Consider the following 19,590-nt stretch of genomic DNA (forward strand, 5'->3'; position numbering starts at 1 on the left):
GAATGCGTATGGCGGTGCTCAGTCCAACTGCACTCAGCTCAACGGCGCTCAGTTCAGCTGTTCTGCCAGGCCGATGATGATTCCGCCGGGGCCGCGCAGATAGCAGAGCAGGAAGATGTCCTCGTAGCGGCTCACCTTGCCGATGACCTCGCCGCCCAGGGGCCGCAGGCGGGCGATGGTGTCTTCGAGGTCGTCGACCGCGAACATGACCCGGTGCACCCCGAGCGTGTTCGGCGGCGGGACCTCGGGCACCGGGGTGACCGCCTTGGGGGAGTGGTACGTCGCGAGTTCGAGCTTCCCGGGCGCGTTCGGGATCTGCATCATGGCGATCTCGCTGCGCAGGTCGTCGAGGCCCACGACGTCGCCCGCCCACTGACCCGAGATCGGCATGCGGTTCTCCAGCTCCATGCCGAGCTCGGTGAAGAAGGCGACGGCGGCGTCGAGGTCCGCGACGACGATACCGACATTGTCCATACGGTGAATGGCCATGGACCGAGGATAGGGGTGGTGGAAGATCAATCGCTTGATTGAGCCGAGGACTGCGCCGGAACGGCGGTCGCGCGCGACCGCCGGCGAGCGAGAGCGAGGCTGGTCAGGGTCGTGACCGCCATCGCGGCGACACCGACCAGCGCCGCCGTGGTGAAGGCGCTGTCGTTCGGGAACAGACGACCGGGGCTGGTGCCGCCGGCCAGCACCAGGCCGCCGATGGCGCTGCCCAGCGAGTACCCGACACTCCGGACGACGTAGTTGAAGCTCATGGCGCTCGACGTCTCGCTCTTGGGAGTGACGGCCAGGATGACGCCGGGCATGGCGGCCGAGAAGCTGCCGACCCCCAAGCCCAGCACCCCCATCGCCACGAACAGTTCGGCCAGGTTCGACCGGGCCGCCGCGAACAGGACGAACCCGCCTCCGACGACGACGGCGCTCCCGGCCAGGAGCAGGGGGCCGTCGATCCGTTTCCGAACCCGCGGCGTGAGCTTCCCGGCGGTGAATCCCAGTACGGAGAACGGGATCAGGACCAGCCCGGCGACGAACGTGGTCAGACCGAAGCCGTAGCCGGCGCTGTGCGGCGTCTGCGCGTACCGGGTGATGAGCGTGAGCAGGAGGTACATGCCGATCCCGCCGACGAACATCGCGATGTTCGCCCCGGCGACCGCCGGATGCCGTACCGCGCGGACGTCGACCAGAGGCGTCTTGCTGCGCAGTTCGGAGAAGGTCCAGACGCAGAGCAGGAGCACAGCGACGGCGGCCAGGACCATCGCCACCCCGAGGTGATGCCGCCAGAGATTCGTCTGGCTCGCCAGGAACAGGACCAGGAACAGTCCGCACGCCAGGACGAGCGCGCTCACGACGTCCACGTGACCGGAGCGGTCCGCCGGAGCCGCGGGCATGGAACGCCATGCGGCCAGGAGGGCCACGGTGGTGACCAGCAGGCCGAGACCATAGGCGGCCCGCACCCCGCCGATCTCGGCGAGCAGCCCGGCGAGCGGGTACCCGACGCCCGAGCCGATGATGGAGACCACCGAGACCAAGGCGATCGTGGCCCCGCTGCGCGCCTCCGGGAGATGGTCCCGGGCCACGCTCATCATCAGCGCTGTGAGGCCGAGTCCGACGCCCTGGGCCGCCCTCCCGGCCAGCAGCCACGCGAACGGCAGCGGCAGCACGGTGAGCGCACTGCCCGCGACGACCACCGCCAGTGTCGCGAGAATCGTGGTCCGCCGGTGCGCGCCGGCGCCGAGCCGGCCGAGGACGGGCGTGGCGACGGCGCCGCTCAGCAGCGTGATGGTCAGCGTCCACTGCGCGCTGTCGAGCGAGACCTGGAACGTGGTCGCCACCCTGGTGATGAGCGGCGTCCCCAGGCTGCCGACCGCTGCCACGACCAGGGCGATGAACATCAGGGAGGGGACCAGCAGGCGGGCCTCGGGATGCTCCGGGCTCGTGCCTGGGCCTGGGCCTGGGCCTGGGCTCGTGCCTGGGCCTGGGCCTGGGCTCATACTCGTGCTTGCGTTCGTGCCTGTGTCCGGGCCTGTGTTCGGACCCGTCGGTCGGCCGGTGCCGACCGAGGCCCCGGTCCCGGTCACTGCTTCCGCCCTTCCCGGTCCTGGTCTTCGAGTTCTGCCAGGCGGCGCAGCGCCGGCAGGGCCGCCGCCAACGCCTCGATCTCGTCGGCGGTGAGCTGCTCGATCAATCCCGCGAACCCTTGGACGCCCGCCTCGCGCCGGGCCTTGACGTAGGCGGCGCCGGCCTCGGTCAGCCACACCAGCGTGACCCGCTTGTCGGACGGGTCGCCCCGCCGCTCCACGAGCCCGGACTCCTCCATCACCCGGACCAGGACGGTCATCGCGGGCTGGGTGACCCCCTCGGTCGCGGCCAGATCGGTGATGCGCCGCGGTCCGGTCCGGTCCAGGGTGGCCAGGGTGGCGGAGGAGGTGATGCTCATGTCGCGGGGAAGGCGCCTCACGGCCCTGGTGGCCAGTCCGTAGAGGGCTGATCCGATCGCGGTGGGAGCGCCGCGGGCGGCGTCTTGACGGCTCATGCCAGAAGCATACAGCCTTTATATGAATCCTTTATGTATCTGGCTCGTCGAGCGTCCCGTACTCGTCCGGCGGATGGGCCAGCTCGCGGTGCCGGGTGTAGTAGTCCGACCCTTTGATCGTCACCATCGCCCAGTGCCACGGCTCGTCGTGGAAGACCAGGCCGCGATAGGCGCCCGGTTCCTCGTAGTAGTAGAACTCCTCGGCCGCGGCCTTCGCCTCGGTCGGCGGCAGGCCGCCGTATTTGTGCATGACCCACGCGTAGGCGGCGCGCTCGCTGTGCAGGTAGCGCACGTACTCGTCCTCGTCGGGCCACCACTCGTCGTCGGAGGTGCCGTTGCTGCTGTCGCTGCCGGCAGCGCTGTCGCCGTCGCCCTTGCCCACCGTCAGCGAGCGCCAGCCGGGTTCTCGGCCTCGCCGAGGTAGGTTCCGTAGCCGCGGGTGGCCAGGCCGTCCGCGTCGAGCAGCAGGACCTCGTTGACCAGGCGGCCGATCTGGTTGCGGTAGTTGATCACGAGGATGCCGACGCCCTCGTAGTGGCCGAGGACTTCGAAGTGCAGGTCGGGGATGCGGCGCAGGCCTTCGGCCCAGTAGGCGCGCAGTGCTTCCTTGCCGCGGACGACGCCGTCGCTGCCCGGCAGCAGCTGGGCCGCCACCGGCGAGGAGAACTCCGCGTCGTCGGTGAATTGGGCCAGGACGGCTTCGAGGTCGTGGGCGTTCCAGGCCCGCGCCCAGCGGTCGACGAACTCGTGCGCTGCGATCATCGCACGATGGTCGCAGCGCACGCTCGTCTATGCCTACTCGCTGTTCGGGGCTACGCGTCCTTCTTCGGGCGGCCCTTGCGGAGCAGCAGGTTGATCGCCAGGGCGGTCCAGCCGGTCTGGTGGGCCGCGCCGAGGCCGGCGCCGGTGTCGCCGTGGAAGTACTCGTGGAACGGGATCTGGTCGTGCCAGGCCGGGTCCTCCTGGAACAGCTTGACGTCGCCGAACACCGGTCGGCGGCCGGCGCGGTCGTTGAGGAAGATGCCGACCAGACGGTCGGACAGGTCGTCGGCGATCTCGCCGTAGGACGCCTGGCGTTCGGTGCCGCTGGGGTAGGGCATCGTGATGCCGTCGCCGAAGAAGTCCTGGTGGGTGTCCAGGGCGTCGATGAGCAGGTAGTTCACCGGGAACCAGACCGGGCCCCGCCAGTTCGAGTTGCCGCCGAACATCGAGGTGTTCGACTCGCCCGGCTGGTAGTCGACGCTGTAGTCGTTGCCGTTGATGTTCAGCCGGAACGGCTGCTCCTTGTGGTAGCGGGACAGCGCGCGCAGGCCGTGCTCGGACAGGAACTCGGCCTCGTCGAGCATCCGGGCCAGGATCCGCGGGCGCTGCTCGAAGGTGACCATGGTCAGCAGCCGGTGCGACTGGTTCATGTCGACGCAGCCCATCAGCAGGTTGGCCTTGTCGCTCTGGTTCTCGAAGAACCACTGCACGCGCTTGGTCAGCTCCGGCACCGCCTGCATGGCGTCGGCGCGCACCGAGGTGGTGGCGACCAGCGGCAGCAGGCCGACGACGGAGCGGACCTTCATCGGGATCGTGGCGCCGTTGCGGGTGCGCAGGACGTCGTAGAAGAACCCGTCCTCCTCGTTCCACAGGCCGATGGTGTTGGCGGCGGCGGCGATGAGGCCGAAGTGCTCGAAGAACTTCATGACCATCTCGCGGTAGACCGGGTCGTGCTCGGCCAGCACCAGCGAGATGTCCATCAGGTTCAGCGCGTACATGGCCATCCAGGCCGTGCCGTCGCTCTGCTCCAGCAGGTCGCCGACCGGGACGCCGGCGTCGCGGTCGAACGGCCCGATGTTGTCCAGGCCGAGGAATCCGCCCTCGAAGACGTTGTTGCCGTCGGCGTCGACCCGGTTCACCCACCAGGTGAAGTTCATCAGCAGCTTGTGGAACACCAGCTTGAGGAAGGTGTAGTCGGTGCCACCGTCCATGCGGAAGATCTGCAGCGCCGCCCACGCCTGGACCGGCGGGTTGTCGTCGCTGAACGCCCACTCGTAGGCCGGGATCTGGCCGCTGGGGTGCAGGTACCACTCCTGGAGCAGCAGCAGGAGCTGGCGTTTGGCCAGCGCCGGGTCCACCGCGGCCAGCGCCACGCAGTGGAACGCCAGGTCCCAGGCCGCGAACCACGGGTACTCCCACGGGTCCGGCATCACGATGACGTCGCGCGCCGACAGCGCCCACCAGTGCGCGTTGCGCCCGTGGCGGCGCTCCTCCGGCGGCGTCGGCTGCGCCGGGTCGCCCTCCAGCCAGCGCGAGACGTTGTAGTGGTAGAACTGCTTGGACCACATCATCCCGGCCACCGCCTGGCGCAGGACGTTCGCCTCGTCGGGCGTGCACGCCGCCGGGGTCAGGGCCGTGAAGAACTCGTCCGCCTCGGCCTGCCGCCGGGTCATCGCCTCGTCGAACTCGCTGCCCAGATGGGTGTCGAAGGCCGAGCCGCTCGGGGCGTCCGCCGGCCCCTCGGTGCGCATCCGCAGCCGGATCTCGGCGGTGCCGCCGGCCGGGACGGTGAGCACGTAGTGCAGCGCGCCCTTGGTGCCGCGCTGCTCGGGGTTGACGGAGTCGGCGCCGCCGACCACGTGGTCGTTGATCCCGTCCTTGGGATAGCGCGGCCCGCCGTCGCTGTTCCACAGCCGCCGGGTGTTCGACTCGTTGTCGCAGACCAGCGCCGCCGGCTCGCCGGCCCCGTCCAGCACGATCCGCCCCAGGGTGTGGTGCTCGCCCACCAGGCGCCCGGCCTCGCCGGTCAGCCGCGGCACCGCCTCGCGCCCCACCAGGCCCCAGGACCAGGTGTTGCGGAACCACAGGTGCGGCAGCACGTGCAGGGTCTCCTCGTCCGGGCCCTTGTTCTCCACGTGGATCCGGATGCACAGGTCCCGCGGCCCGGCCTTGGCGTACTCGGCCGTGATCCGCCAGTACCGGTCCTCGTCGAACACCCCGGTGTCGACGAGTTCGTACTCGGGGTCGTGCACGCCGCGGTCCCGGTTGGTGTGGACCAGGTCGTTGTACGGGAACTCGCGCTGCGGGTAGTGGTAGCGCCAGCGCATCCACGAGTGCGTGGGCGTGGAGTCCAGGTACCACCAGTAGTCCTTGGCGTCCTCGCCGTGGTTGCCCTCGCCGCCGGTCAGCCCGAACGCCCGTTCCTTCAGGATCGGGTCGCGGCCGTTCCAGAACGCCAGCGAGAAGCAGAACAGCTGCTCCAGGTCGGAGATGCCGGCCAGGCCGTCCTCGCTCCACCGGTAGGCGCGGGAGCGCGCGTGGTCGTGCGGCAGATAGTCCCACGCGGTTCCGCCGGGGGAGTAGTCCTCACGGACCGTCCCCCAGGCCCGCTCCGACAAGTAGGGCCCCCATGCCCGCCAGGGCTCGCCGCCTTCGTCGTCGACCTGGTCCAGGCGCGCCTGCTCTGCTGTGCTCACCGTGTCCTCGCGTTTCTCGGGTCTCTCAGAACTCTCGGGTCACTCGGCGACCGCAATGTGATCTCGACCCTATGCAGGGTCCACAGAATGCGCAGTTGCAATTCGGCTGCGAGCATGGCGCTCGTGGCCATTCCCGATCCTTACAGCTTCGGTACCCGGCTGTGCGGCGACCCCTCCGAGGGCTCCGCACGTGAGTGGCTCGTCCCCGACGGTGTCGGCGGTTATGCCATGGGCACCGCTTGCGGGCTCCGGACCCGCAGGTATCACGCTCTGTTAGTGGCGGCCGGATCCGGCGGGAGCGCCCGCCGCGTCGGTCTGGCGGCCCTGGATCCGGTGCTGGTCACCGGATCCGGGGCCGAGATCCGGCTGGGGACCCACGAGTGGGCCTCCGGGGCCGTCGCCCCGGCCGGGCACACCCTGCTGGAGGGCTTCCACCTGGAGCAGGGCCTGCCGCGGTGGCGCTGGCGGGCCGGCGACGTGGTGCTGGAAGCCGAATTGGCCGCCGTGCACGGCCGTCCGGCGTACGGCTACCTCTATCGGCTCATCGCCGGCGGCCCGGTGACCCTGCGGGTCGAGGCGTTGTGCACCTGGCGCGACCAACACGGCGAGCGGTTCGCCGGCGGCGGCGACCCGGCCGTCCGGGCGACGGCCGACGGGGTGATCGTCGAGGACGCCTATCGGATCGCCGGACCCGGGTGGCACGCGGCGGGCGAGTGGTATCGCGATGTGTATCTGCGCGAGGAAGCGGCGCGCGGCCTCGGTGCCCGCGAGGACCTGTGGTTCGCCGGGTCCTTCACCGGTGAGCTGACCCGGCCGGGTCAGACCTTGGAGATCAACGCCTGGGCCGCCGGGGCTGGCAGCGCCGACACCGCCGCCGCCCTGGCGGACGCGCCGCCGCCGGCGTCGGCGATCATCGCGGCGGCGCGCGAACGGGCCCGGGCGATCGAGGCCAAGGGCGCCGATCCGGTCGCGGCCCGGCTGCTGGTGGCCGCGGACGCCTTCGTGGTCGGCACCGGCGAGGGCGCCACCCCCGACGTGATCGCCGGCTACCCCTGGTTCGGCAGCTGGTCGCGGGACACGATGCTCTCCTACGACGGCCTGTTCCTCACGGCCGGCCGCGCCGACGAGGGCCGCCGGCTGCTGCACGCCTACGCCGCGACGCTGTCCGAGGGCATGCTGGCCAACACCGCCGACACCGGCGCGGTCGAGTACAACACCGCCGACGGCACGCTGTGGTTCGTCCACGCGGTCGGCCGCCACGTCGCCGCCACCGGCGACGCCGACCTGGCCGCGGAACTCGCGCCCGGTCTGGAGGGCATCCTGCGCGCGCACCTGGACGGCACCCGCTACGGCATCCGCGTGGACCCCGCCGACTCGCTGCTCGTCCAGGGCGCCGACGGCTGCGCCCTGACCTGGATGGACGCCCGGATCGACGGCGACCCGGTGACCCAGCGGCGCGGCAAGGCCGTGGAGGTCAACGCGCTGTGGATCAACGCCCTGGGAACCATCGCCGACTTGTGGAAGGCGACCGGGCGCGACGCCACCGCCGTCCGTCAGCGCTATGACGCCGCCGTCACCTCCTTCCGCCGCCGGTTCCCGCATCCGGAGTGCGGTTTGTACGACGTGGTCGACGGCCCGGCCGGCGACGACGCCTCGCTGCGCCCCAACCAGCTGCTCGCGCACAGCCTGCCCTACGCGCCGCTGCGCGGGCAGGCGCCGGCCGCCGTCGTCGGGCGCGACCTGCTGACTCCGCTCGGGCTGCGCACCCTGGCCCCCGGCGACCCCGCCTACCAGCCGTACCACCGGGGCACCTCGCAGCAGCGCGACGCCGCCTACCACGAGGGGACCGTGTGGCCGTGGCTGCTCGGCCCCTACCGCGACGCGCTCGCCGCGGCCGGGCTGCCGGCCCCGGCCGAGGCCGTGTTCGGCGGTCTGCCCGGCCACCTCGGCGAGGCCGGGCTCGGCTCGGTGTCCGAGACCGCCGAGGGCGCCGCGCCGCACGCGACGACCGGCTGCCCGTTCCAGGCCTGGTCGGTCGCCGAGGCGCTACGCGGCTGGACGCTGGCCACCGCTGATCCGGCCACCGGCCCGATCGGCGGCCTCGGCACCGGGCCCGCCACCGGCCCCGGCACCGGCCCGATCACTGCGACTTCCATCGGATCCACTGGTTTCGAAGCTTTGAGCACGCACCACGAACCACCACGCACAACACGCACAGGGGAGCAAGGCTGATGTCCGGAGCGGCGCGCGACTTGACGATGACCAGCGGGGACAACCGCGAGATGGCGATGATCCGGACCGGCCGTCCGGCACCGCCGCGGTCCCTGGCCCGCGGCATGCGGGTGCTGATGCTGTCCTGGGAGTACCCGCCGGTGGTGGTGGGGGGCCTCGGCCGCCACGTCCACGCCCTGGCCCGGAACCTGGCGAAGGCCGGGCACCAGGTCACCGTCGCCACCCGGCACGCGCCGGGCGCGCCGCTGGACGAGATCGTCGAGGGGGTGCGCGTCGTGCGGGCCCCGGAGGACCCGCCGGCCATCCCCTTCGACACCCCGCACCTGCTGGCCTGGACCATGGCCTTCAACCACACCCTGACCCGGGCCGCGCTGCGCGCCGCCGACACCGGCGAGTACGACCTCGTCCACGCCCACGACTGGCTGGTCGCGCACGCCGCCGTCACCATGAAGGACCACCTGCGGGTGCCGCTGGTCGCCACCGTCCACGCCACCGAGGCCGGCCGGCACCAGGGCTGGCTGCCCGGCGACCTGAACCGCGCCATCCACTCCGTGGAGTGCTGGCTCGGCTCCGAGGCCGAACGCGTGCTGGTCTGCTCCAAGTACATGGGGCGCGAGGTCGACGCGCTGCTCGGCGTGTCGGAGGCCAAGACCGCGATCATCCCCAACGGGGTCGACATGCCGCGCTGGCGGCCCAACCCGGCCGAGGTCGCCGCCGCCCGCTCCCGCTACGCCGGCTCCGGCCCGCTGATCGGTTTCGCCGGCCGGCTGGTCTACGAGAAGGGCGTCCAGCACCTGCTGCACGCCGTGCCCGAACTGCGGCGGCGCCACCCCGGACTGCGCGTGGTGATCGCCGGCGACGGACCGCAGCGCGGCGAGCTGGAGGCCACCGCCGGCCACCTGGACCTGCACCGCGAGGTCAGCTTCACCGGCTTCGTCGCCGCGCCCGGGCTGTCCTCGACCATGGCCTCCACCGACGCCATGGTCGTGCCGAGCATCTACGAGCCCTTCGGACTGGTCGCGCTGGAGGCGGCGGCGGTCGGCGCGCCGCTGGCGGTGTCCGAGACCGGCGGCCTGGCCGAGATCGTCGAACCCGGCGTCACCGGCCTGCGGTTCCGGGCCCGGGACACCGAGGCGCTCGCCGAGTCGGTCAGCAACCTGATCAGCGACCAGGAGTCGGCGCGGACCATGGCCACGGCGGCGCACGCGATGGTGCGCGACCGCTACGGCTGGGGCGGCGTGGCCGAGGCCACCGCCGGGGTCTACGCGACGGTGACCGGCGAGAGCCAGGCCCGCAAGCTGGCCGGGATGGCGCGGCCGCTGGTCGAGCGCCGCCCGATCCAGATCCCGGACGGGAACCTGCTGGAGTCGGCGGGGTTGCTGCCGTGAGCTGGAACGGGGGCCGGGCCGAGGGGTCCGGGGGCGGGGTCGGCGCGGTGGCCGACCTGGTGGGTGGTCCGGCCGGTGGCCTGGCGGGCGGCCTGGCCGATGATGTGGCGGGCGGCCTGGTGGTCGGCCTGGCGAGCGATCCCGCGGCCGCTGAGGCGTATGCCGGGTCCACGCCGGCGTCCGACGAGCTGCGCTACTGGCACGGCTTCGGCGCGCACGCGCAGCCCGACGGTGTCCGCTTCGGCGTCTGGGCGCCGCACGCCCAGCGGGTCAACGTCGAAGGCGACTTCAACGGCTGGAACCCGCTGCGCGGCGTCGAGCTGGTCCGCGACGAGGCCGGAAGCTGGTCCGGGTTCTCCCCGGACGCCCGGCCCGGCGACCGCTACAAGTACAAGATCCTCGGCAGCGACGGCGTGTGGCGCCTGATGGCCGATCCGGTGGCCTTCGCCGCCGAGGTGCCGCCGGCGTCGGCCTCGATGGTGTTCGAGTCCCGGCACCGCTGGACCGACGGGGAGTGGATGGCGCGGCACCGCGACGGCCGGCCGGTCACGCCGAACCAGCCGATGTCCGTCTACGAGGTGCACCTCCAGTCCTGGCGGCCCGGACTGTCCTACGACGACCTGGCCGAGCAGCTGGTCGCGCACGTCGCCGGGCTCGGGTTCACGCACGTGGAGTTCCTGCCGGTGATGGAGCACCCGTTCGGCGGCTCCTGGGGCTACCAGACCACCGGCTTCTTCGCCCCGACCGCGCGCCTGGGCGACCCGGACGGGCTGCGCCGCCTGATCGACGCCTTCCACCGGGCCGGGGTCGCGGTGATCCTGGACTGGGTGCCGGCGCACTTCCCGCGTGACGAGTGGGCCCTGGCCCGCTTCGACGGGCAGCCGCTGTACGAGCACCCCGACCCGCGGCGCGGCGAGCACCCGGACTGGGGCAGCCTGGTCTTCGACTTCGGACATCCGCACATCCGGAGCTTCCTGATCGGCAGCGCCCTGTACTGGATCGAGGAGTTCCACGCCGACGGCCTGCGGGTGGACGCGGTGTCCTCGATGCTGTTCCTGGACTACTCGCGACAGCCGGGCATGTGGGAGCCGAACGTCTTCGGCGGCACCACCAACCTGGAGGCCGTGGACTTCATCAAGATCCTGACCACCGAGGTCAAGCGCCGCCACCCGTCGGTGGTGCTGGCCGCCGAGGAGTCGGCGGCCTGGCCGGGTGTCACGCACCCGGTGCCGCAGAACGGGCTCGGCTTCGACCTGAAATGGAACCTGGGGTGGATGAACAACACCCTGCGCTGCCTGACCAAGGAACCGGTGTTCCGCCGGTTCCACTTCGACGAGCTGCGCCGGCCGAGCTCCTACGCCTTCCTGGAGCACGACCTGCTGCCGCTGTCGCACGACGAGGTGGTGCACGGGAAGGGCTCGCTGGCGAGCAAGCTGCCCGGGTCCCGGGAGCAGCAGCTGGCCGGGCTGCGCGGGCTGCTGGCGTACCAGTGGGCCTTCCCCGGCAAGCAACTGGTGTTCATGGGCGGGGAGTTCGGGCAGCGCGGCGAGTGGAGCGAGCAGTGGGGCCTGGACTGGTCCGGCGCCGCCGAGGGCGACGGCGTCACCCGGATGATGGTCGACATGAACCGCCGCTACCGCGACCTCCCGGCGCTGTGGTCGCGCGAGGACGATCCCGGCGCGACGCACTGGGGCGGGGCGCACGCGGACGCCAACATGATGTCGTTCGTCCGGTACGGCCGCGACGGCGACGCGGTGGTGTGCGTCGCCAACTTCTCCGGCAGCGAGGTCCGGGACTGGCGGGTCGGCCTGCCCTGGGCCGGGACCTGGCACGAGGTGCTGAACACCGACGCCCGCGAGTACGACGGCGGCGGGATCGGGAACCTGGGCGCGATCACCGCCGACGCCGGACACGGGTGGGACTGGCTCCCGGACTCGGGAACCGTGACGCTGGGGCCGTTCGCCGTGGTGTGGCTGGCCGGGAGGTGCGGCTGACGGTCAGTGGAAGTTCGTCGAGTGCAGGCGCGCCTTGTAGAACTCGGCGCCGTAGGACAGACCCCGGGTGAAGGACTTCGCGCCGCCGGCGTCGAAGAACTGCACGGTGGGGTTCACCCAGTTCCGGGTGTCGCCGTGGTACGTGGAGCCGGTGGCCTGCACCCAGAAGGACTCACCGGACGCGTCCTGGGAGAAGGACTTCACCGCGCCGTTGGCGTGCACGGTTGTGACGGCGTGCGTGGTCTTGTTGATGGCGACGACCGCGCTGGAGTGGCTGGCCAGCAGGATCGAGCTGTTGCTGTAGGAGGCATCGAGGCTGTGCCCGAGGTTGCCGGAGCCGATGGACACGTTCACTCCGCTCACCAGGCGGGTGCTGCGATAGGTGCCACTGACCGCGTAGGACGTGGCCTTGTCCTGCCCGATGGCCCACAACCGCGAGTTCACGTCGTCCCACCACAGGCCGTGCGCGCCGGCGAAGCTGATGGTCTGTACCAGGGCCAGCGTCGACGGATCGCTGATGGCCGTCGGGCCGTAGACGTGCAGGTAGCCGCCGGACGAGGCTGTCACGATCGCGCCGATGTTCGGAATGCGCTCGATGGCGTGCGGATTGTCCCCGGGCGCCGCCGACCACAGCAGGCTGCCCGTACCCTGCGTCCCCGACGCGGCCTTGTCCACGATCCCGACATTGCCCCCGGACGCCGCGACCAGCGCCACCTCCCCGAACGCGGCGGTGCTGCGGAACTTGACGTCCGACAGGTTGCTCCATCCGCCCTGCCCGGGCGACCAGGTCCACGACGGCGTCCCCCACGCGGAGGACGAGGAGTGGATCTGGATCTGGTTGTGGTACTGCTCGCAAACGGCCACCTCGTACGTGGCCGAGGCGCTCGCGGCACCCTGCCCCGTCCACAACGCCGCCGGTGCCGCACCCGCTATGACGGCGGTTTTGATCAGGGTCCTTCTTGTCAGGTCCATGACAGGTCTCCCGTGGTCGACAGGGTCCGGCGGCGGCCTGCCGCCGGGCTTCCCTCAGTATCCTGATACTTGTCGATGGCTGGACCAAGACCTTGGGATGAAGACGGGGCGGGGACGCGCTGTGCGGCGCGGCGGAACAGCGGAACAGCGGCCTGGCGATACGGCGGCATCGCGATACAGGGCAATGAGTAACCCACAGTCAGTGTCCGTGTACCGATCCATGACAAGGGGCGCCGGGGGCGCGCCGGCGACCGCCCCAGTTCCGAACGGTCGTGCGAGCGCGGCGGAATAGTGGGTACGCGCTCCGGGTGGATCCGTGGAAACACGGAGATTCGAGCCCCCCGGCTGCGTAGAGTATCGATATGCAGTCCGCTGCCCGCCCCGAGTCACCGCGGACGGCGGACGCCACCGTCTACAGCCGTGACGCAGAGCTGGCCGCCGTGCGCGGGCTCCTCGCCGCTCCGGAAGCCGGCGCCAGGGCCCTGGTCCTGGTCGGCGAGGCCGGAATCGGCAAGACCACGCTGTGGACCGCCGGGGTCGAGGCCGCCCGCGCCGCCGGATGGACGGTGCTGACCGCGCGCGGTGCGCCGGAGGAGAGCGGCCTGTCCTTCGCCGGCCTCATGGACCTGATGGAGCAGCTGCCCGACAGCCGCTTCGCCGCGCTGCCGCAGATCCAGCGCGCCGCCGTCGAGGCCGCCCTGCTGCGGGCCGCGCCGACCGCCTCGATCGGCCCCCTCGAAGTCGGCGCCGGAACCCTCGCGGTCCTGCGCGGACTGTGCCAGGAGCGGCCGGTCCTGGTCGCCGTCGACGACCTCCAGTGGCTGGACGAGCCGACCACCGACGCGCTGTGGTTCGCCGTGCGCCGCCTCGGCACCTCCGCGCTGCGCATCCTCACCGCCTACCGCACCGCCGGCGTCGCCGACGACGAGTCCTACGTCCGCAAATACATAGCCGCCGACGACATCCCGCTGGAGAACGTGGAACGCCTGACCGTCGGCCCGCTCGGCTCCGAGCCGATCCGGCGGCTGATCCGCGACCGCTACCAGGCGGTGCTGCCGCTCGGCGCCGCCGACCGCATCGCCGAGCAGACCGGCGGCAACCCGTTCTGGGCCCTGGAGGTCGGGGCCGCGCTGGCCGCCGAACCCGGGGTCGGGCGGGCCCGCGCCGTCGCCGCGTCCGAACTGCCCATCCCGGCCTCGCTGTCGGCGCTGGTCCGGCGGCGCCTGGGCAGCCTCGAACCCGAGGTCCACGAGGTGCTGCTGACCGTGGCGATGCTGGACCAGCCGACCATCGCGCTCGCGCGGCGGGTGCTGGCGCCGTCGGTGGCCGCGCCGGACGCGGCGATCGACCGGGCCGTCGCCTCCGGCGTCGTCGCCGCGCTGTCCGGGCGGCTGCGCGTCGCGCATCCGCTGCTCGGCGCCGCCGTCGCCGACGCCGCGCCGCCGCTGGCCCGCGGCGCGCTGCACCGGCGGCTGCCCGAGGTCGTCGAGGACCCCGAACTGCGGGCCCGGCACGTGCTGCGGGCCTGGCAGGGCGAACCCGACGCCGACATCGCCGCCTACCTGGAGGCCGGATCGGCCTCCGCCGCCGCTCGCGGCGCCGTCCGCTCCGCCGCCGAACTGGCCGAACGGGCCGCCGACTGCACCCCGATCACCGACCGCGAGGACCGCTGCCGCCGGCTGCGGGTCGCCGGGGAGCTGCACCTGCGCGCCGGCGACTACCAGCAGGCACGCACCTGCGCCGAGGCGGTGTGGCGGACCGGGGTCGAGGACCGGCGGCGCGCGCTTCCGGTGCTGGTCGAGGCCATGTGGTGGGCCGAGGGCCGGCACCAGGCCGAGGGGTTCGTGGCCCCGCTGGCCGCCAACACCGAGCTGGACGCGCACACCCGCGCCGTCGTGCTGGCCCTCGCCGCGGACGTCGGCGACGGCCTGGGCACCCCGCGGGCCGAACTGGCCCGGCGGTCGCTGGAGCTGTTCGACCAGGTCGGCGCGGAGGCCGACGGCGCGGCCCTGGCCACCGCGCTGCTGTACTCGGCGCTGGCGGACCTGGAGGCCGGGCGCGGGATCGCCTTCGAGCAGATGAACCGGATCGGCGAGCTTCAGCGCGAGCTGCCCTATGTGGTGTCCAGCAACCGGGCCGACAACGTCATGGCCGCCTGGTACAAGGACGTCGACGACCTGGACCGCTCCCGCGTCGCCCTGCTCGCCGCCATCGCGGCCAACCAGGACCTCGGCGACGAGCCGATGCTGGTCTCGCTGTACGGGCACCTGGCCCTCACCGAGGTCTGGGCCGGCCGCCCCGCCGCCGCGCGCGACGCCCTCGACCGCGGCATCCCCCTGATCTCCGCCGAGGCCGGCAAGCCGGTCGGCATGACCGCCGCCGAGTCGACGCTGACACTGTTCGCCGACAGCATCGGCACGACCCGTCCGCGGATCGACAGCCTGCCCGCCGGCGGCGTGATGGTCGCCAGCCTGATCGGCCTGGCCGCGCTGCTGGACGGCGACGACGAGGCGGTCGTGGAGGTGCTCGGCGCGGCGCTGGCCAAGGCCCGGCAGGCCGGGGTCCGCGAGCCCGGCCGGCGGGGCCGCTTCGAGGGGAACCTGGGCCAGGCCCTGGTCAACCTGGGCCGCCTGGAGGAAGCCCGCGACATCTCCGCCGACCTGATCGAGCTCGGCACACGGAACCACCGGCCGACCCTGCTGGGGATCGGACACCGCATCGACGGCTTCGCGTTCGGCGCCGAGGGCGACCTCGACGCGGCGGCGCAGTCCCTGGAAGCGGCGGTGGAGGCACACCGGGACTCGCAGTTCCCGGTCGAACTGGGCCGCAGCCTGCTGGCACTGGGACAGATCCAGCGCCGACGCAAGGACCGACCGCAAGCCGGAGAAGCCCTCCGCGCGGCACTGGAATGCTTCGAGGCCGCCGGCGCGGTCCCGTTCGCCGACCTGGCCCGCGCCGAACTCGGCAAGGGCCGCCGCGGCACCGGCGGCGAGACCCTGACACCGACCGAACAACAGGTCGCCGACCTGGTGGCGGCCGGCCACACGAACCGCGAGGTCGCGGCACGGCTGTTCATCAGCATCCGCACCGTCGAGACGCACTTGGCTGCGGTGTACCGCAAGCTGGGGGTGCGGTCGCGGAGCGAGTTGGCGGCGCGGCATCGGTAGGTAGATCGAGGCGTCGCCTGCTGAGTTGCTCGGTGCGCTGCTTGGTGCGCTGCTCGTGCAGGAGGGGGCCTGAGCTTGATCGCCGAGTCAGAGCTCCCAAATTCTCACTCTGATCGATCATTTTCAGCGTTTGGGCTCATAGTCGCATAACCCTGGTTAGCATGGGCGGCACCGCGTCGCATGGCGGCAGGAATCGCCATAATTCCTATGATCTCGGGGGGATGCGTGACTCGCGCATCGGTTTTATCGCGCCTTGGTGGGCAGAGGTTGTCGGGGGTGGGTGAGTCGTCGCTGCCACGGTCGGGGAGTGTTGTGGATGGTCGGTATCGGCGAATACCTGCTCTGATAGCGCTGGCGACGTTTGGTGTGTACTCGCTGCTCGCGGTGCGGTTGCATCAGGCGTTCGAGACGCGTGGCTACGATCTCGGCATATTCGGGCAGTACGCGAAGCACCTGGCGCATCTGACGGCTCCCGACGCGCCTTACCGCTCGAAGGGTGCGGACCTCAGCGCGAGTGGTCCGAATCTCTTCGGCGATCACGTCAGTCCCATCCTCGGCCTGTTGGCGCCGCTCTACCGGCTCGCGCCGCACGTCGAGACGTTGCTGGTGCTCCAAGCCGCCCTGGTCGCAGGCTCGGTGTTCGTCGTCGCGCAGTATGGGTGCCGGCGTCTCGGGGTGAGGTCCGGGGCGGCGATCGGCGGGGCTTATGCGCTGTCGTGGGGTGTTCAGCAGCTCATCGGGTTCGACTTCCACGAGGTCGCCTTCGAGCTGCCGCTCATCGCCATGGCCGTCGTGGCGCTGCTCGAAAAGCGCACCCGCGCCGCGGTGGTGTGGGCGGCAGCGCTGCTCCTCGTCAAGGAGGACATGGGGCTGACAGTCTTCGTGTTCGGCCTGCTGCTCTACCGCGACGCGCCTCGCGCCGGGAGGGTCCTCTGCGTCCTCGGCCCGATGGCTACCGCGGTGTCGCTGTTCATCGTGATCCCGCACTTCACGGCCGCCGGCGCGCACGCCCGCCTGACGGACAGCTCCACGTCGGGCAGCGGCCTCGGCGACCTCGCGACGCATCCGTGGCAGATCCCCGGCGATCTGGTGTGGCCGCCGGTCAAGCTGGTCACGGTGCTGATGATCCTGCTCCCCACGGCGTTCCTGGCTGCCCGCAGCCGGCTCATCGTGCTCGCGGTGCCGACGCTGCTGTGGCGCTTCACCGCCGACACGCCGAACTACTGGGGCCTCAGCTTCCACTACTCGGCAGTGCTCATGCCGATAGCGTTCCTCGCGATGATCGAGGCCGTCGAGGCCATCGAAACCGTTGAGGCCGCCGACGTCCTCGCGGCGGCCCAAGTCATGGATCGAACACGCTCGAAGCTGATCCGGTACGCCCCCGCCTTCGCGCTGACGTTCAGCTTCGTCGCCTGCGCCGGGTTCCCGCTGAGCCACCTGGGCCGCCCGGCGTTCTGGAGCCCGTCGCGGCATGTCAAGGCACTGCAAGCGGCCGTGCGCACCGTCCCGCGCAACGTCCGGGTCGCCGCCTCCAGCCACGTGGTGCCTCACCTCGTCGACGCCGACACTGTCTACCCGCTCCTTGCCCTCCCGCCGCTTCAGACGTTCGGCGTCGACTGGGTCGTCGTCGACATGCAGGACGGCGACTTCCAGACCCTGAAGGGCACCGCGTTGATTCAGGAAATCAGACAAGCCGGTTTCCAGCCGGCGTTCAGCCAGGACGACGTCCTGGTGCTGGTGCACCCGTGACGAGATTCGCATCAGACCTCTACCAAGGCACCGCCGACTACTACGACCGCTACCGCCTGCCCTATCCGGCCGCCATGCTCAGCGATCTGGTCGCTCGTACTCGCCTCTCCGGCCACGGCCGTCTGCTGGACCTGGCCTGCGGGACCGGCCAGCTCGCGTTCCCGTTGAGCGGGCATTTCGACGAGGTATGGGCCGTGGATCGGGAACCGGACATGATCGAGGCGGTTCGTGCCAAGGTCGAGACGGAGGCGGAGGCCGGGGGAGCCGGGGGAGCAGCGGTCATTCCTGTGGTGTCCGACGCCGAGAACCTCGACGCCGCGCCCGATTCCTTCGAACTGGCTGTCATCGGCAACGCCTTCCACCGCCTCGAACGCGCCGAGGTCGCCCGCCGACTGCTCGACTGGCTCGCTCCCGGCGGCCATCTCGCGCTCTGCTGGTCCACCTCCCCGTGGGTAGGCGAAGCAGCCTGGCAACGATCGCTGGCCGACACCCTCCACCGGTGGCAGCAGCGCCTCGGCGCCGAAAGCAGGAACCCTGCGAGTGCGGCCCAGGATCGCCAGAACCTGCCCGACGCCGAGATGCTGTCCGCATCAGGGTTCGAAGTCCTCGGGCGCCACACCTTCGCCGTCGAACACACCTGGAGCCTGGAAGACCTCCTCGGTCATGTCCGCTCGACGTCGTTCCTCCCGCCCTTGGTCCTCGGCGACCAGGCCGCCGCCTTCGATGCCGACCTCGCCGCAAGCCTGCGTCCCCACGCGGATGGCGGCGGTAGCACTGCCGCTGCCGATGCGCCGGCCTTCACCGAGGCCGTGAGCTGTGCCTACGACCTGGCCCGCAAACCTGCCTGAGCCCCGGCCGCCTCATCCAACCTTCGGATGCGCCGCGAAGAACTGCCAGAACACCTCAGTCGCGTCCAATGCGGTGGACGGCGCGTCCGTCCCCAGCACCGCCTCCAGCCCCGGACGTTGCGGACTCCCAGGCCACTGATGCCCAGCGCCGCTGATCGTGATCAGCTCGACCGATCGACCGTCCGGGCACGTCGCAGTCGACATCGTCACAGGACCCTGGGTAGCCGAGGTCGGCGCCGCGCACGCGTCCGTCGCGCGCCACCCGGCGATCACCGTCGGCACCGCCGGTCCGTTGATATGAGCGGTGCCCTCGCCTTCGCCGCCGTTGTAGCGGATCCGCGTGTCGGCTGTTCCATGGATGTGAAGCACAGACACCGGTTTTGGCGCCGGGCACGGCCCGAGCTGCGTTGCCGAGTCCGGCCCGATGGCCGCGAACAGGTCGGTGTCGCAGGCCAGCCGGTACGCCATGATCCCGCCGTTCGAGATGCCGGTGGCGTACACCCGGCTCGCGTCGATCGGGATCTCGGCCTCGGTCGCCCGCACCGCCGCGGTGATGAACGCGACGTCATCAGTACCCTGCCGGCCCGGATCGCCGCAGCAGCCTCCGCCGGTGTTCCACGCACGGTTCTGCCCGTCCGGATAGATCACCGCGAAGTGCTCGCGATCTGCCTTGGCGTCCCAGCCGTAGTACTGCTCGGCCTGAGTCCCGGTGCCGAAGCCGCCGTGGAGCATGACGACCAGTGGCGCGCGCGGCGGCAGGTCTTGGGGGCGGTAGATGTGGAAGGTCCGGGTGAGGCCACCGACCTGGATCGACTGCTGGGACTTGCCGATCGGGGCTGAGGACGGAGCCGGGGACGCTGTCGTGCGGGAGCGGCACCCGGTGATGGCGAGCAGGACGATGAGGACGAGCGCGACAGCGCTGCCGCTGGGGAGGTTTTTGCGCACTGCGGTTCCTCAGCCCTTCGGCGACGCGGTGTCGCCCGACACTGCCGCTCGCACTGAGCTCGCGGCGCCGCCGACCGAGCTGAGGATGCCGTTGAGGCTGTCGACGTCCTGCTGACTGATTGCGCCCGATGCGAATGCGGATCCGGATGTGGATACGGATGCTGACGGACTTGCTGAAGCCGCCGGACCCGACGAGGTCGCGGAGCCGGTAGATCCGATGACCGGTCCATTCCGATCGGCCTTTCGCTGCCGACACCCGGCCGCCGACCCGGTCAGTACCGCGACTACGCACACCGCAGCA

Annotated in this window: 14 protein-coding genes; 6 read left to right on the plus strand and 8 right to left on the minus strand. The window is 71.4% G+C overall.

Annotated features, from left to right (window positions below; genetic code table 11):
- Positions 1-48: 48 nt before the first annotated feature.
- The 6 genes from ABD481_RS04575 to ABD481_RS04600 form a co-directional block, all read right to left on the minus strand.
- A complete protein-coding gene (locus ABD481_RS04575) occupies positions 49-489 on the minus strand; it encodes a VOC family protein (RefSeq protein WP_344664234.1) in 441 nt (146 codons plus the stop codon).
- Positions 490-515: 26 nt separating this feature from the next.
- Positions 516-1,895: an MFS transporter gene (locus tag ABD481_RS04580; protein ID WP_344664235.1), complete on the minus strand. Its 1,380-nt coding sequence runs from the start codon at positions 1,893-1,895 to the stop codon at positions 516-518.
- Positions 1,896-2,077: 182 nt separating this feature from the next.
- Positions 2,078-2,440, minus strand: a complete 363-nt coding sequence (locus ABD481_RS04585; protein ID WP_344664388.1) for a MarR family winged helix-turn-helix transcriptional regulator — start codon at positions 2,438-2,440, stop codon at positions 2,078-2,080.
- A gap of 127 nt (positions 2,441-2,567) precedes the next feature.
- On the minus strand, positions 2,568-2,918 hold the full coding sequence (locus ABD481_RS04590; RefSeq protein WP_344664236.1) for a hypothetical protein: 351 nt from the start codon (positions 2,916-2,918) through the stop codon (positions 2,568-2,570).
- A gap of 2 nt (positions 2,919-2,920) precedes the next feature.
- Positions 2,921-3,298 carry a nuclear transport factor 2 family protein gene (locus ABD481_RS04595; protein ID WP_344664237.1) on the minus strand — a complete coding sequence of 126 codons (378 nt, stop codon included), beginning with the start codon at positions 3,296-3,298 and terminating at the stop codon, positions 2,921-2,923.
- Between the two features lie 50 nt (positions 3,299-3,348).
- The gene (locus tag ABD481_RS04600) at positions 3,349-5,994 is read right to left on the minus strand and encodes an MGH1-like glycoside hydrolase domain-containing protein (RefSeq protein WP_344664238.1); all 2,646 of its coding nucleotides are present in this window, start codon (positions 5,992-5,994) and stop codon (positions 3,349-3,351) included.
- Positions 5,995-6,108: 114 nt separating this feature from the next.
- On the opposite strand from ABD481_RS04600, the gene ABD481_RS04605 reads away from it, so the two are divergent.
- From ABD481_RS04605 to glgB, 3 genes are read left to right on the plus strand one after another with little or no spacing between them, the layout of a single operon-like run.
- Complete coding sequence (locus tag ABD481_RS04605; protein WP_344664239.1) at positions 6,109-8,226, plus strand: amylo-alpha-1,6-glucosidase; 2,118 nt, start codon at positions 6,109-6,111, stop codon at positions 8,224-8,226.
- Positions 8,226-9,614 (plus strand): glycosyltransferase family 4 protein, encoded by a 1,389-nt coding sequence (locus ABD481_RS04610; RefSeq protein ID WP_425559112.1) that lies wholly within the window; start codon positions 8,226-8,228, stop codon positions 9,612-9,614. Before ABD481_RS04605 ends, ABD481_RS04610 begins: the two co-directional genes overlap by 1 nt.
- Entirely contained in the window at positions 9,611-11,608 is a 1,998-nt protein-coding gene (glgB, locus tag ABD481_RS04615) for a 1,4-alpha-glucan branching protein GlgB (RefSeq protein WP_344664240.1), read from the plus strand. The genes ABD481_RS04610 and glgB overlap by 4 nt, the downstream gene beginning before the upstream one ends.
- A gap of 3 nt (positions 11,609-11,611) precedes the next feature.
- On the opposite strand, the gene ABD481_RS04620 is transcribed toward glgB, so the two are convergent.
- Positions 11,612-12,580 carry a hypothetical protein gene (locus ABD481_RS04620; RefSeq protein WP_344664241.1) on the minus strand — a complete coding sequence of 323 codons (969 nt, stop codon included), beginning with the start codon at positions 12,578-12,580 and terminating at the stop codon, positions 11,612-11,614.
- A 362-nt stretch (positions 12,581-12,942) separates the two neighbouring features.
- Between ABD481_RS04620 and ABD481_RS04625 the strand changes: the two genes are divergently transcribed.
- From ABD481_RS04625 to ABD481_RS04635, 3 genes are all read left to right on the plus strand, one after another.
- On the plus strand, positions 12,943-15,747 hold the full coding sequence (locus ABD481_RS04625; RefSeq protein ID WP_344664242.1) for an ATP-binding protein: 2,805 nt from the start codon (positions 12,943-12,945) through the stop codon (positions 15,745-15,747).
- Positions 15,748-16,023: 276 nt separating this feature from the next.
- Positions 16,024-17,496, plus strand: coding sequence for a DUF2079 domain-containing protein (locus ABD481_RS04630; protein WP_344664243.1), 1,473 nt, complete (start codon positions 16,024-16,026; stop codon positions 17,494-17,496).
- Entirely contained in the window at positions 17,493-18,344 is an 852-nt protein-coding gene (locus ABD481_RS04635) for a class I SAM-dependent methyltransferase (protein WP_344664244.1), read from the plus strand. Before ABD481_RS04630 ends, ABD481_RS04635 begins: the two co-directional genes overlap by 4 nt.
- Before the next feature lie 12 nt (positions 18,345-18,356).
- Here ABD481_RS04635 and ABD481_RS04640 read toward each other — a convergent pair whose 3' ends face one another.
- On the minus strand, positions 18,357-19,289 hold the full coding sequence (locus ABD481_RS04640) for an extracellular catalytic domain type 1 short-chain-length polyhydroxyalkanoate depolymerase (RefSeq protein ID WP_344664245.1): 933 nt from the start codon (positions 19,287-19,289) through the stop codon (positions 18,357-18,359).
- Positions 19,290-19,590: the final 301 nt, after the last annotated feature.

Source organism: Catenulispora yoronensis, assembly GCF_039531695.1.
Lineage (GTDB): Bacteria > Actinomycetota > Actinomycetes > Streptomycetales > Catenulisporaceae > Catenulispora > Catenulispora yoronensis.